At 51.9% G+C, this 14,519-nt stretch carries 12 protein-coding genes; 5 read left to right on the top strand and 7 right to left on the bottom strand.

The genetic code is table 11. The features are described from left to right. Window positions 1–32: 32 nt before the first annotated feature. The 5 genes from KOR42_RS03050 to KOR42_RS03030 form a co-directional block, all read right to left on the bottom strand. Window positions 33–1,586 carry an efflux RND transporter periplasmic adaptor subunit gene (locus KOR42_RS03050; RefSeq protein ID WP_146507139.1) on the bottom strand — a complete coding sequence of 518 codons (1,554 nt, stop codon included), beginning with the start codon at window positions 1,584–1,586 and terminating at the stop codon, window positions 33–35. A gap of 8 nt (window positions 1,587–1,594) precedes the next feature. After that, window positions 1,595–2,188: a hypothetical protein gene (locus KOR42_RS03045; RefSeq protein ID WP_197440808.1), complete on the bottom strand. Its 594-nt coding sequence runs from the start codon at window positions 2,186–2,188 to the stop codon at window positions 1,595–1,597. A 75-nt stretch (window positions 2,189–2,263) separates the two neighbouring features. After that, window positions 2,264–3,427, bottom strand: a complete 1,164-nt coding sequence (locus KOR42_RS03040) for an ABC transporter permease (protein ID WP_146507138.1) — start codon at window positions 3,425–3,427, stop codon at window positions 2,264–2,266. A 243-nt stretch (window positions 3,428–3,670) separates the two neighbouring features. Further along, window positions 3,671–4,132 carry a hypothetical protein gene (locus KOR42_RS03035; protein ID WP_146507137.1) on the bottom strand — a complete coding sequence of 154 codons (462 nt, stop codon included), beginning with the start codon at window positions 4,130–4,132 and terminating at the stop codon, window positions 3,671–3,673. Between the two features lie 133 nt (window positions 4,133–4,265). Continuing rightward, on the bottom strand, window positions 4,266–5,975 hold the full coding sequence (locus tag KOR42_RS03030) for an aryl-sulfate sulfotransferase (RefSeq protein ID WP_231740608.1): 1,710 nt from the start codon (window positions 5,973–5,975) through the stop codon (window positions 4,266–4,268). A gap of 714 nt (window positions 5,976–6,689) precedes the next feature. Here KOR42_RS03030 and KOR42_RS03025 point away from each other — a divergent pair. Beyond that, entirely contained in the window at window positions 6,690–7,808 is a 1,119-nt protein-coding gene (locus KOR42_RS03025; protein WP_146507135.1) for a hypothetical protein, read from the top strand. A 153-nt stretch (window positions 7,809–7,961) separates the two neighbouring features. Here KOR42_RS03025 and KOR42_RS03020 read toward each other — a convergent pair whose 3' ends face one another. Beyond that, on the bottom strand, window positions 7,962–9,089 hold the full coding sequence (locus tag KOR42_RS03020) for a prenyltransferase/squalene oxidase repeat-containing protein (RefSeq protein ID WP_146507134.1): 1,128 nt from the start codon (window positions 9,087–9,089) through the stop codon (window positions 7,962–7,964). Between the two features lie 418 nt (window positions 9,090–9,507). Here KOR42_RS03020 and KOR42_RS03015 point away from each other — a divergent pair, with 418 nt between their 5' ends. Beyond that, window positions 9,508–10,008: a hypothetical protein gene (locus tag KOR42_RS03015; RefSeq protein ID WP_146507133.1), complete on the top strand. Its 501-nt coding sequence runs from the start codon at window positions 9,508–9,510 to the stop codon at window positions 10,006–10,008. Window positions 10,009–10,095: 87 nt separating this feature from the next. On the opposite strand, the gene KOR42_RS03010 is transcribed toward KOR42_RS03015, so the two are convergent. Next, window positions 10,096–11,439, bottom strand: a complete 1,344-nt coding sequence (locus tag KOR42_RS03010) for a hypothetical protein (RefSeq protein ID WP_146507132.1) — start codon at window positions 11,437–11,439, stop codon at window positions 10,096–10,098. A gap of 354 nt (window positions 11,440–11,793) precedes the next feature. On the opposite strand from KOR42_RS03010, the gene KOR42_RS03005 reads away from it, so the two are divergent. The 3 genes from KOR42_RS03005 to KOR42_RS02995 are packed head-to-tail and all read left to right on the top strand — an operon-like array spanning window position 11,794 to window position 14,199. Next, complete coding sequence (locus KOR42_RS03005) at window positions 11,794–12,807, top strand: hypothetical protein (protein WP_146507131.1); 1,014 nt, start codon at window positions 11,794–11,796, stop codon at window positions 12,805–12,807. 7 nt (window positions 12,808–12,814) lie between these two features. Then, entirely contained in the window at window positions 12,815–13,663 is an 849-nt protein-coding gene (locus KOR42_RS03000; RefSeq protein WP_231740607.1) for a hypothetical protein, read from the top strand. A 20-nt stretch (window positions 13,664–13,683) separates the two neighbouring features. Beyond that, window positions 13,684–14,199 carry a tetratricopeptide repeat protein gene (locus tag KOR42_RS02995; RefSeq protein ID WP_197440806.1) on the top strand — a complete coding sequence of 172 codons (516 nt, stop codon included), beginning with the start codon at window positions 13,684–13,686 and terminating at the stop codon, window positions 14,197–14,199. Window positions 14,200–14,519 lie beyond the last annotated feature (320 nt).

The following is a 14,519-nucleotide window of genomic DNA, read 5'->3' as shown; positions in this document are numbered from 1 at the left end:
TGCGGACATTGCCTTTGGGTCTTTGCCAGCGGTTATCGTCCTATTGATGTGTCTTCGTGAGTGATACGAATTCTTTCGCCGTCACGAAGATCGTCGGTTCCAGTTGTTAACACGCGACTGGTCGGAGTGAGGCCGGATTCGATTTCAATCAGTCCTTTCCCGGAAACGTCTCCGGTTACAATCGATGTCTTATGTGCCACACCTTCTGACTGATCGGCGGTCCACACGTACGGGCCTGCTTCTTTGTGCTGAATTAATTGTTGAGGCAGATAGTATTTAATTTCGGTTTCGCTGGCACTTTTCTTTTCGTCGATGGACGGAGCGATAAACGTGACATCGACGAGCATCTCCGGTTTGAAAACAGCAGGAGGCTGCGGGATGCCGACTTTTACCTGTAATGTGTTTTTCTGAATGTCGGCTTCCGAGCTGACGAACAGCACGTTGCCGCGAATGGGAGTGGCGAGAGTCGGGTTGTCGATCTCAACGGGTTGGTTAAGTTGAACCTTGGGAACATCCTCGAAACGAACATCGACTCGCACCTGAAGCATGTTCGGGTCGTACATCGTCACAACGGTGCTTGCGTCGTGGCCCGCGACCTCGCGTGAGCTTCCTCCGATTCGGGTTCCCGGATGAGCGATCAGACGAAAAATGCGTCCATCAATCGGAGCCCGGATCGTCATGCGGTCCAATTTCAGTTTGGCTTCCGCCATCGAGACTCTGGCTTGCTCGAGTCGAGCTTTGGCTGCACTGAGCCGTGCTTCTGATTCCTGTTTTGCTTTGATTTCGTCAGCGAGGAGTTCCAACTGTTTCAGCAACGCATCTTTTCTCTTCTTGAGGGCAGCCTGTTCAATTTCAAGAGAGTCGCGGCGTTGTTTCAACTCATCGACGAGCGCCTTTGCAGAATCGAGTTTGCCCTTGGCGATGTCGATATGGATCTCCGCGACGACATCACTCGCCGAAGATTTCCCAAGATGGTCCTTGCGTGCCACTTCGAGGTCGACGAGGGCACGGCGAAGTTCGAACGGCAGGTTGGCCAGTTCGGTTTCGATGCGAGCCAGCATCGCCTCGGCTTCCCCGAGAGCAGCTTCCAGATGGACAGGATGATTGAATCGAGTGATCGCCGCAGTCAGGGCGGCCTGAGCATCAATTAGTTCCGCCTCACGCAGTTGGAAGTCGGCCAAGGACCGTTCATATTCAAGTTGTGAGTCGTCTTTGACAAGTTCGGCAATGACGTCTCCCTTTTGAACGAGTTGGTCCTCAACGACCAGCAGGCGATCGACAACTCCCGGTGCGAGTGCAGCGACTCGCACCGGAGTTGGACGAGGTTCAATCCACCCGGCAGCTTTGAAGAGTGGAGTTCCTTCCTGTTGAACTTCGGATGACATGGTCAATACCGGCATCACCGTGACCGCGCGCGGAGGGAAAATCCAGTCTCTGGATGCCCAGAAGACAAGCGCGACGAACCCGAAAATCAGACCGATCGGAAACACGTATCGCGTCAACATGTTTCGACGCGCGCGGATCGATCGTTTCGGGGGGGGCCCACGATCAATGGCCAGTTCTCGAAGGTCAACAGCGGAGCTCATGCGATCACTCACTTCTTCACGTAGATTGATGATGCAAGAATGGTCAGGTTGCCAGCATCGTCGCGTTGGGCATTGCCTTTCACGATCACCGATGTCAATTCCCTGACTCCCAGCAGCTCCCTAGCATCGGTCTTGATCGGGTCTCCGTTTTCATCGACGACCTTCACAAGAGCTGTCGCCCCTTTCAGCTTCGGAGTTTCACAGCAGTAGTCCCAAGGGGTGGAACAGCTGTCACCGGGGATTTCGTTGCACGACTCCAGCGAATCATCGACGACGGTAAACATCGCCCGACCGTCGACAAACGGTTCGTGGCTTCCTCCGATTTGACCAAAGACGACGACCTCTTCATCACTCTGCGTCGCCTCTCTTGCTTCGATGACATCGAGAGCATCAGCGGGTTCTTCCGTCAGAAAATACTGTTCGCCCGCTTCGGACGGTGCGACGGGGGCTTCAATATGAGCAGGCCCGGAACCGTGGTCATGATCATGGTCGTGAGAATCGTGTTCCGCAGACGATGTTGAATCGGCTCCGGGTTGGCCGGAACATCCGACCGTCGAAATCGCAATTGCACAACTCATCAGCAGGAAAAATTTCGTGTTCATTTCGTAATCCTTTTTACGAGGTTCAGTTGTCTTCAGCATTCATGCAGAGGGAGCATGACACGCTGACGAAGTTCATTAAACGGCCTTCAACCCGTCCACGACGGGCATTCGAAGTGCTTTGATTGCCGGCGGAATCGCTCCCAGAAAACCGAGTGAGATTCCGACGCCGCATCCGGCGAGGATGGCGATATTGTCAATGCGAAGGGCAAATGCTCCCATCGTGAAACGGACAGCCGCGTCATTGACAAAAGTAAGGGCGAACACCGCTGCAAACAGGCTTGCTGTTGCGGAGAGAAGGACGCCTTCCTGAATCAGGCTGATCACAATCGCGCGGCGGGAAAATCCGATTGTTTGAAGTGTCGCCAATTCCGGGATCCGCCCGACGACCGATCCGTACATCGTGTTGAGACCTGCAAAGACGCCCGCGCCTGAGACCAGCACGACAACAAGCCATGCCAGCCAGCGGATTGGCTCGTAGTCTCTTTGAAGCGAAGCGTAGTAGTCGATTTCTTTCATGGCCTGAAGTTCCAGATCAAGCCGTTCCTTGCAGAAGACATCGAGGTCGGCGAAATCTCCTTCCGGGATGAGGGAAACCGCGACGATACTCAGGTCCTGACGTTTCATCGCTTGCTGCATTTCGTCCAGTCGGCACCAGATTTCCGATTCGTAAGCAGCTCCGGCAGCCGAAAAGATTCCACTGATGCTCCACGGTCTTCCTTCGAACTCAAGAGTTCGTCCGACCGCGACTTCTTCGGGAGTGACTCCCAGTTTCGTCGCGACCAAGTTTCCAATCATGACTTCCCCAGTGCTCGGCCAGGCGCCTTCTTCAAGCTCAAGTTGCCGACGCACCAGAAGTGCGGAGCGATTGACTCCTCGCACCAATCCCATTGACGGGGCACGGTTGCCGACACGGACTTCGGTGCCCAGGAAGAGTTCCGGAGAGACGTATTTCTGTCCGTAGCGTTCCTGAATTCCGGGAACACTCGCGGGAACGAGATCGCTCGTTCTCATCGGAATCGAGGAGTATTCCAGGTTCTCACCCATCCCCAGAGAGAAAACGATCGCCGTTTCCGGGTCTCCACTGACAGCGAGTGAGCGTTCCATTCCGCGGATAAAACCGACAACGACAAGGATGAGCGTGACCACTGTGGTCAGCCCGAGGAACGTCAACGTCGTTCGAAGCGGACGCCGGAACAGGTTTCGGATTGCGTATTCCCAAGGGAGCAGACGAAACAACATAGTTGAGAGATTCTCTGATGCAGGCAGCACATCGCCGACTGGTCATTCGCGGAAGATCAAATGCTGTCGTGGGCGACTCGTCGTGTTCATCTTTGCTCAATATGCAGAGACTCTCTGGAGCAATGGTGGCACAGGTCGTCGGTGAACAGCGCAAGCGTAAGGACTTCTAAGCTTTAGGAACCCTTCAAAACGACGAGGATTCCAGTAGGGAAGTCGACAAACATCGCGCGGTGAAGAGAGTCCTTAACAGATGAAGGACATGTAGAGAGTGCGCAGGCTGAGACCTCGATAGCAGTCGGTGTCTTCTGCGGTGCTTTGGCGGAATCTTGCCAATCCGTGGAACTCTCGCAGAAGGATTGTTCGTGCGAGAACGCAATCCGGACCGGAACAGCGAGTCAGTTCGTCCGTGTCGGACACCTTTTGAGGAACGGCTCCTCCACAGATTCCCTGACACTCAGAGTCGTCCGACGATGGTTTGGGTGGCACGCTCTCAGGCGGAGACGGCTTTGATTCACCGCAGCAGCACGGGGCCTGACGGTCGATTTCTGCCGACAGTTCGGATGCCAACGGATTTGCTGAGAGTGACTCAGCAGGTTGACCATCGATTGCGCAGCATGCCTGCGCCTGACAATTCCCAAGGCCGCACCAAAACGGGCAGAGCAGAAGTGCCAAGACGAGAACGAAGGAAACAAAACGGTGGATCATCGATAACTCCTCCAGAGAGAAGCGTATCTCGACTTTGGAAGGCGATCAAGATCCAATTTTCAGAAAGGGGAAGTGGGCCACCGCAAGTGATGGTCTGCGAACTCCCGCCAGTTTGAGGGGCTTCGTAAGCTGTTCAGCGGGGCGGATCAGGAAGAGCCTGGACATCGGGATCGTCAACCGCTTCGTTTTCGATTCCATCATCGATCAGCTGCGGTTCGACCTTTAAGTCGTAAAGGTCGTTGAGTCGAATGCTCCGATAGATTGACCAACCAAGTGAACTTCCCATTCCGCTATCGCACTTGATTTCGAAAACTTTCTCGGACTTTTCGCCATCTCGCGTCAGTTCGAAAATCCTCGCCCATTGCCGTTCTGCGGGGACAATACCATGCGGCGTTCCATCTTCGAGTTCAATGTGTCCTCCGTCGGTAACAAGAATGTTTCCAGTTTGCGGAAGCCAATCTGCCTCACAATAAAACGGGCAGAAGAACTGATCATCAGGCCCTCCGTCGTATTCCCAAAGTTGTTCGACGGTTCGATTCACTTCGTCGATTTTGTATTCGACAACTCTGCTTTGATTGTGAACTGCCGGAACAGGCTCGTTGTGAGGGACCGTTCGGAAGTTCCCGTTGTCGTAGAGCAATACAGTTCCTTGGGGGGTGAGTTGCGGGGCGTGATGGTGATAAGGCCACCGCATCGAGCCATCGGGTGTCAGAAGATACTTCTGAAATTCCTCTCCCCATCCACGATGGTCGCCGAAGATCCAATCGATTTTCTTTGTTTTCCGGAAAACCTTGATCATGCAGTCCAGATGTCGAAAAGAGACGATCACCGCATCTTCTTCCGGGAGATAAATCATGGCGTTCGCGTGTGACCAGTCATAGACGGGCTCGCCGACTTTTTCTTCGTACTTGTCTTTCCAGAATCCGGTGAGTGCCATGTATCCATAGCGTTTGGGATCAAGAAACTCTCTGACTGGCAGACGCCAGACAACCTCACCGGTTTCCGGAACAATTTCCACGAGTTCATCAACAACTGCATAAGCTGGGAGCCATGGAGCGTCGGGATCTCTTTCGTTGGAAGGGAACTCTTCAAAGTGATCCAGAATCGTTGAGATTGTCAGAAAGTTTCCGTTCGGAAGTTCGATGATCTCATGGTGGACCGTGTCCATGTCGACCGGAATCGACTTCTCGTTTGGTGGATCCGTGAGCCGTTCGCCGTGCCACTGACGAACGATATTTCCCAACAGATCAACTTCCAGAAACGCACGATAGCTGGCATGAATATAGAGCAAATGTCCATTTGACAGGACTCGGACATCTGCCGTGCGATGCCCCGATCTGAGATACCAGACGACCTCTCCGGCGGAGTCCAAAGCCATCAGGAATCCGAACTGATTTTCGGACCGGTCATTGATCCAGATGTTGGGGCAGAAAAGTGTGACGCCAGGTTCCATCTTCTCTGGTTCAGAAATCAGAACTTCGATCGGAGGGAAAGACTTCGGCAATGGTGGGGTTTCAAAAATCAGCGGATCGCTCGTCTGTTCTTCTTCTGTTTCCGGATCACGAATGACAACGCGAATCTCGTGATAACGATTCGGACGCATGCCCAAAGCTGCTATGACGTGCTTGGTCCCGACCGGGCCGACGTCTTTCCTGGACCATGTCCGTTCACCGTCATCGAACACCAAGCTGGGGATCACCGGTGTTGTTGTTTCGAATCGGATCAGGGCGACCAGCGGGGCGCGGGAGATGGGATTGGGCTCAATGGTCGGAGCACTGGAGAACAGCGTTTCCGGTTCGGAACCCGCCGTCGCGTTCTCTGCTTGCACGGGTTGTGTTTCCATTGCTGAAAACACAATGAGAATCAGAGCCCCCAGGAATACTCGCACACATTCACTGAACTTGGTGTGGAATGGTTCTGCCATGGGTCGTGCGTTTGAAATAGAAAGACATATCGAAGAAAACCAAAGCGTAACATGTTGTCTTCAAAGTTTCAGTGAAACACAAGTCAGTGTCGCACTACGTGATCAATGCAAGTGGCTGTTGTCGACGGTCACGCAGAAACCGCTTCCCTGCAGCCTTGGTCTTTCCGCCTGTGCAGTTCATGTGTGAAGTCGCTCAAAGAACATTCGTTCACACAAAAAGTCATCGAAAAAGATGGGCGAGGCGCATTGAAATCGGGCTGTCGATCTTGATCTGCGCACTCATTCGCTCAAAGAAATCGGGCGAAGAAGCAGAGAATTGACTCAGCATGATCGAAGACGAATTCGACGATTTGACGCCATCGAGAACGTCTTTCGAGGAGAATTTCGCGGAAAACAAGCGACGAACGGCGAATCGAGCAGACTTAAGAGAACTTCGAGCTTCTGCCTGTTCAATGTAACAATTGCAAAGAATCGAATCGCTTCGGCAGAATTGTCCGTTCATCTTGACCCTCTTCGGGGAATTGCCGTAAAAAATCACCCCCACGACTTGAGGCGGCTTCACCCCGTTCGCCTCACCCACTCTCCATTCGGAAACCTCCTCTCTCAATCTCTTTAATGATCAGGAACATTCATATGTTCGCAACACGCACACTTTCAGGAGCAGCGTTGCTGTGTCTTGTGGCTGGATTCACCACCACAGCAAATGCTCAATTCTTTGGTCCGAATTACTGCTGCACTCCATACATGCCGCAGCCAGTCGTGGCGGCCCCAATGGCCTATGCACCGACTGTTCAAACAGCATCGGTCAGTGATTGCCCGTGCATGAAACCTGTCACGAGCACCGTCTACAAAGAAGTCGATGTCGTCGAATATCGAACTGTCGAAAAGCAGGCACAAGTCCCCAAAGTTGTCACAGTGATGGAAGATCGCGAAGTGGTGACTTACCAGACAATCAACGAAACCAAGACTGTTGACGTTCCGACTTACGTCAATCAAACGGTCACCGAAGTGCAGCCGATGACCCAGAACAACAGCTACTGGCGAACAACCTGGCAGCCAGTGCCGAAGATGTCTCCCTGTCTCTACGATGGACGTCCCGGTTTGGTCGGAGAATTGAACCGCCTCGGTTACGCATTCCGTAACACGATGACTCCCAACGCAGTTGCTCGCCGCGAATACATCCCGAATGTTGTGACTTACAACGTCCCCGTTCAACGCGTGGTTCAAGTTCCGACCACTCGACAGGTCACCTACAACGTCGCCAAAGTCATTCCTGTCACAACAACTCAGAAGGTTGCTGTTCAGAAGACTGTCTGGGAACCAACGACCTACACAGCTTACGAACCTTACACAACCAAGAAGCGAGTTGCTGTCGGAACTCAAACTCGAATGGTCTACGTCGATCCGACCGGCGGAACGACTGCGAAGTCCAACGAACCAACTCCAGCAACAGCTGGCGGAAACGACAACTCGCAGTCAGCGGCTCGTGACAAAGGAACACTGAATCTCAACTCGGTTCCGACCGGAAGCGAAATTCCTCTTCAGTCTCCAGTTTACCGAAAGTCGCCTGAACCAACTCCATCACAGCAAGACATTGAGCCGACCCCAAGCAGCGGACCAGTCGCGACTCAGCCTCAGGGAACACCATCTGTCATTCAGGTCGCTGGCTGGCAAACTTCCCGTGCAAAGCAAAAGGCAACTCCAGAAACTCCCCCTTCGCTCGTCGTTCCAACACTTGTTGCGAAGCAGTAGTTGATCACTTAACTTCGGGACCCATCAAACGAAACAGGCACTGGAAACGTTCCAGTGCCTGTTTTCAATTCCAGGATGTAGCTTGCTCGTGCCGATCGATCCAAACCGATTCAGTGACGAGCGAAAGAGATCTCAGCACGACTCGCAGACTCGCTACTCGTTGGAAGTCGGCTCACAGTATTTGAGAGCCATCAGCGAATATCCTGTGACCAGATTCGGGTCTCCTTCGTACCAGCGGTCTGTCGGATTAACCCAGCTTCCGTTCTCCTTCTGAATGGAGAAGAGGTGTTCGGCCAGTTCTTTTCGCCAGTCATGTCGAGTCGAATCCGCTTCTTCGAACTGGTCAACGTCCAGAACTGCGAGAGTCTTGGCGAAGGTGTGGTAATAGTAAAACAGCCCTTGCTGTCCCATCCCTGGGTTTTCGTCAAGCGTATAGAAATCGCGAATCCAGTCCCGGGCTGCTTGGACACGTTCGTCATCCTGGGCAACACCAGCGTAAATCATGCTTTTCAATCCCGCGTAGGTCATACTCGCGTAAGAACGCAATCCCCCATCCGGAGTCGTCCCGGCCTGAGAAGACCCTCCCGCAGCTGGTGTGTAATAGAAACCACCATCGTCCACTTTCGCGGCAAATTCCGTGGTGTTGTGTTCGCTCTCAAGATTCTGGCAGCGTGAAATGAAGACCAGTGCATTCTTCATCGCTGGGTCGTCATCAGAGACTCCAGCAGTCTTCAAAGCTTCTACGAAGAACGTCGTGTTCGACAAATCAGGCCGCTGGTGATTCCCATAACCCGCTCCGCCGAACGATGCGTGTGTCGTCGAGCCGGTTTCTTCTTCGTCCCATTGCAGCTTCTTCAGGAATTTGACCGCTTCGGCAATTTTCCCGTCGTACCGGCCGTCAGTGTTTGCAGAATCGAAAGCGAGCAGTGCAATCGACGTTTCATAGTTTCTGTGATTGGAGTCGGCATCGTAGATTCCGCCATCGGGCTTGATGTGACTCTCAAGGTGCTTCAATGCCAAAGCAACGACTTCGTCGTCCGGAGTTAATCCGCTCTGCATCAAAGAATGAGCGACAAGCCCCGTAATTCCCGGAGCATGCGGCGATGTCCAGCTTCCATCGCTTGATTGAGAGATCGAAAGGAATTCAATTCCTTTCTGTCGAGATTCCTGGAGTTGATCAAGATCGGGGCCGACTGCAAAAGCAGACGTGGTAGCGAATACGAACATGGCACTTGTCAGCAAGCTGGCTGCTGTGGCGCCGAATAAACTTCGTCCTGTCATGGAATGATCCTTCTGACGAGTAAGTCTTGAAGACCGTCGAAAACACGAGAGACGTCAACGCCTCAAGTGAGAGGGAAATTGTAAGAATGACATTCTATCGGCTGAAATGGTGAGATCCAAATCAATCGATGCAGCCCAGTTTGCCTTGGCACGCCACCAAGCTGCTGAAACTCAGATGTGGCAACAGAAGCGAACATCAGAGGACACGTCGGGAAGCAGATAGAAGTGCTGCAGAGTTTGCCGAGCGAGACCATCAGACCGAGAATGGTCTTGCGGTGTTTTTTGAATTCCACGAGAGTTCTTACCTGTCCATCCTACCTACACCAAGTCGCGAACGGTGCATCGAATTCTTCCCCTCCTACTTCTGTTCCTCATTGTTGGAAATGGGTGTGCCTCAGCACCTTTCCGCGGAGGGGACGTGCGCGGCCAGCAACCAATTGGCGGAGCGATCTACGTTGCGACGACCAACGATGAAGTCGTTTGGGAACGCGCGATTGACGTGCTTCATGAATTCAACTTCGAGATCGAACGCGAAAACCGTCTGGCGAAAGTGATTCGCACCGCTCCCAAAGTCGGAGCCAGCATCTTCGAGCCGTGGCACAAAGACGCCGTCGGTTTCGAAAACCGCATCGAAGGGACATTGCAGTCCGTCCGCAGAATTGTCGAAGTCAGCTTTCAACTCGATGACCAGGGCCGTGGCTACGTTGTCAGCGTTGCCGCCTACAAAGAAATCGAAGATCTTCCGGGCGTCGCTGCAAACTCCCCCGGAGCTGCCACCTTCCAGGAAAGCATGCCACTTTCGGTCGACCTCGACCCCGTCGTCGGACAAACATCCCCATCTCTCTGGATCCCCGTCGGCCGCGACCCCCTGCTAGAACAAACCCTCCTCGCCAAACTCCGAGCAGCTTACTCTTACTAAAAATCGCTTGAGTCTTTAGGGCTGTTCACTTCCGCAAAGTCATTCACTGTCTATCGGGATGTTGGTATTCGGCGATGTCCAACTCGTCTATTCCTGAGGTGGCTGGCTCGTTAACGCATTCAGGTCCACAGCAAATATACGTGGTTTCTCTGGCATCGGCCCATTGTAGTTTCTCCCTTTTGTTTCAAAGGCCATCACTGGAGCATCTTTGGCGACGACCATATTCAAAACGTGTTCGATTGGTTCATTGTTCTCAGGATCTTGTAACCGCCAAGGACCATGAAGTTTGTCGTCTGCGATTTTGAAACAGAAGACACCATCGGACATCTCTTTTGCATTCTCGGCGAGTAAGCAAACATGATTTCCGGAGTTTGCAACGAGAAGTCGTCGATCGAGATTAACCAGTGGCTGAAAGTCCTCGATACGACGTGAGTCCAAAACTTCCCCAGAATTCAGGTCGACAAGGAATAGTTCAATCCATTCATACGGTTCTTTTCTTAGAATTGCTGCTCGGTCTTTTGATAGCATGGTCGCATATCGTAGGCCCTGGTCTGATGGGAAAACTGAGAGGTCGAAGGTCGTTGACTTTAGCATCTTCTTCCCAGTCAGATCCCAGAGCATGACGCCTTCGGGATAGGATGCCAACCAGCAATCTTCGTCTGGTCCGAGTGTGACTCTTTGATTTGATGCGTGTGCCATCTTCGCAAAGAATTTCGGAATGTCAGTTCGTTGCTCACTCCTATTCCCGTAGCGATAGATTCGCAAATTCCATGTGTCGAAGTAGCCTCGACCATCAGAGAAAAAAGTCTCAGTGAATGGTGTGCGACTATTCGGTCCAGCAACACGATCAATCATCAAATCACGCATTTTCTTCGAGTCTATTTCAACGCTCCCTAAGCGATTTAAATGTGTCTGTTGATTGATTGCTGTTACGAATAAAGATCCCGGAGGGCCAAACCAAACATTCGTGACTCTTCCGTGGTCGTTGATGGCCCCTTTTTCAGAAACCGTGGGAAATCTAACGATGCCTTCCTCGAGAACTCGCGGAAAAAGAGACATTTCAAAACCTGGTTGCAACTTCTTCCTGAATGGGTTTTCTTTCTCTTCGGGTGGCTCATAGGTTTGACTGATCAGTACAGCGATATCAGTACTTTCGATATCAAAGATCGGCCACAGTTTGGCTCCGATCCAAGTATGACCGTTGATCTTTTCCTGTTGCGGGACGAGCCCAAACTGAACATCGCCCTCAGTGTTCCTTGCGACTTCGAACGGTAGGGCTGCGAGGTATTTTCCGTCGTTGGAAATCCCGTGAATGAAGGGGCCATCGAAGTTAGATGTCTCGAGCAAGAGGCGGACGGGATCTTCCCCAAATCCAAGCTGTGAAAACGCACAGATCGTCAGAACGAATAAACTGCGAATGTAGGTCGTCATGCCAAATGTTCCTTGATTGGAGATATCCGAAGTTACGAAAGGAAAACATCCCGGGTGATCGAGAATGCAAGACTACTCAATGGTGCTGAGAGTTCTCGCAGAGTCAACCATGTTGGCGATAGCTGAGGATGAATTGTGCAATGGATTTCAAGAATTTGCACCGAACGAAACCTGACTGCAGGGTGATCTGGAAATACTTCGATCATCGCAACGCTCTTCCGGTGGACCCAAAATCCGGACGACATCCTCACCAATGTTGCCCGAGCCAAATGAGCACTTCATAAGACACCAACTGAGTGAAACGCTACACTGGTTCGCCTACGACTGATAGAGAAGTCTTCGTAAGGACGTTCTATGTACAGCAAAGTTTCCAGTCTGTTCACGAAGTACACAGCCGCTGCGGCGACCTACTACGCCTTGTCACCTCAGATTGACCCTTCTTCTGCAGCACTCAATTTTTACGCTCTGCTTGCAGTTGGCCTTGGAGTTTTCCCGGCAGTTGAATTCTTCCAGGAATGGGCACAGGGGAAGAAGATTGGCGAGATCCGTGATTACCTTCACAAGAGCATTCTCCCGAAGATGGCCGGTGCCGAGATTGCTGTGGAAGATTTAGCGGAGCGGTATCCAGATGCGATTGCTGAAATGCCTGAGGACGATGCGCGAAAACCATTCGCAGTGTTGCTGAATCTGATGTCCTGCAACTGGGACGATCAAACCGCTTTTGCGGAAGCCTTCGCCGACTATCAAGAGGAGTGGAAATCTTCGATCGAAGAAAATCAAGCCTGGCAGGAGCAGCTTTCAAACTGGTTGCTATTGCATCAGGAAACTCTGGTTCGCGAGCTGGATTTTACTCGTGATGACATCTCTGATCTCTCAGTCGCTGTGCATCAACTTCATCAAGAACTCTTTGATGAACTTCGCAGTTTGCGGCCGCAACCTCCGCTTATCTTAGCAGAGGAAGTGTACAACCCTGAGGAGCATCAACAGAAATTGGCGCGATTCGTCTTCACGCATCGACGTGTTTCCCACATCGGTCGAGCAACCGAACAAAAAGCACTGCACGACTTCTTAATGAGCGGAACCGATCGATGTCGTTGGTGGATGTTGACCGCTCCCGGTGGCGTGGGAAAGTCACGACTGGCACTGGAGACAGTTTTGTATGCCAAGTCACGAGGCTGGCTCGCCGGGTTCCTGAAAGATCTCGGGAAAAGTGATGGCAGCTACAATGATTGGGAAGGCTGGAAACCGGATCGACCAACGTTGATTGTGGTCGATTATAACGTTGATTGTGGTCGATTATGTTGCCCGCCGAGCCGAAGAAACCGGCACGATCCTGAAAAACCTCATTCCTCGCAGTCGGCATTTTGAACATCCTGTGCGCGTGCTGCTCCTCGAACGGAAACATTCCGATCAAGATCCCTGGTGGCAGGATCACTTTGCCTCGCTGGAAGACGATCTGTGCGAACCTCCTCGAGAGTTGACTCGCCTCAACGACGATCAACTCTGGATGATCTTCTCACAGATCTTCGATGAGTTCGAGATCGCTCATCCAGACCGTCGAGCCACCCTTGAGACGTTCAAACAAATCGATCCTGAATGCCGTCCCTTGTTGGCAGTACTCTTTGCAGAGACTTTGATCGACAATCCGCAGTTCGCCCAAAAATGGAATGTCAGTGATCTCATTAAAGCCATTCTGAATCGGGAAGTGCAGCAATGGAAGAAGCACGGAATCGACGAAGCACACGTCAACATGCTGGTTCTGGCAACGATGTCCGGCGATGTCTCGCGAACCGAGGCCGATGAACTGGCACAAGAAGGCTTAAAACTGCCAACACGCGTAAGCTTCGATGAAGAGCAGATTCACTTACTCACTGGTTTGGGGGGAGCGCATGGAAATGATGCAATGGTCCCGCTCGAACCAGACCTGCTTGGCGAACTGTTCGTCCTGGAACGCCTGGCTGGCAGGTTTTCTGTACAACACCCAAATCAGGGAATCATCACAGAAGAAACCACCGCACTGCTCGACGCTGCATGGAATCGCAATGAAAACAAGATCGGCGACTTCATGTTCCATACATTACTCACATTTCCCAGTCATCAGCAAACTGAACTGTTTGAGTCACAGAGAGATTCTGCATATTGGATATTCGCAATTGCCGCTGCCTTCGGTTATGTGATCAGTCCAGAGATCAAACATCCACGAATCGCTGGGAGGCTCTGTTAAAGGCTCACCCCAGTCGAGATGTGTTTGCGTCTGCGCTCACTCTTCGAGGTGAAACGCACTATCATTCAGGAGATTATTATTCTGCCAGTGAAGATTACACTCGAGTGATTGAGATGGAAGGGGCGCCTGTGCTTCAGGTCGCAATGGCCTATGTCAACCGAGGAAGTGTACATGGCAGCTTGGGAGACCAGAAGGCAGCCATTGAGCATTTTACGCGAGTCATTGAGATGAAAAGGATACCTGTCATTCTCGTCGCCAAGGCCTATTTCAACCGAAGTTATTCGCACGGTCTCTTAGGAGACTCACAAGCTGCTATTGCGGATCTCACGCAGCTGATTGGCTTGGAGGACGCGCCTGTGGATCAGGTCTCAGAAGCCTACTATCGCCGTGGTTCCATTCAAGCTGCAATGGGAAGAAGAGAAGAGGCATGTCATTATCTGAAGAGTGTCAGGAAGATTTCCATTCAAACCGGAAATGATCATGTGAAACGGATTGTCGAGCATGAACTGGAGCGGTTGGGATGCGAGTGTGAGTAGCTAACTTCTTATTTCTAATGCCGGGTAAATCTGAGGAACACGACAATCCGCGAGGAATTGCAACTGGTTGCAGTATTCATTGTTGCTGCGAGTTCGTTTTGTATTGCAAAACCTTTGATTCATTTGGGATTATCGTGGATGCGTGCGTTTGGGCTGTGAAGATCTCAGAGGCTATCCGGAAACTGAGGTTTTGTGAAAGTCTGGTTTTGTTCACACTTTGCGGTTCATCAACGCAAAGGAGTGCACGGTGTCCGAGGCGATTCGAAAAGCGTACCCAAGTGACCTGACTGACCTTCAGTGGGAGATGATCGAAATGATTC

Origin of the sequence: Thalassoglobus neptunius (assembly GCF_007859735.1) — a bacterium.
Classification (GTDB): domain Bacteria; phylum Planctomycetota; class Planctomycetia; order Planctomycetales; family Planctomycetaceae; genus Thalassoglobus; species Thalassoglobus neptunius.
Note: the sequence above shows the minus strand (reverse complement) of the source record. Positions and strands in the feature narration are given on the sequence as shown.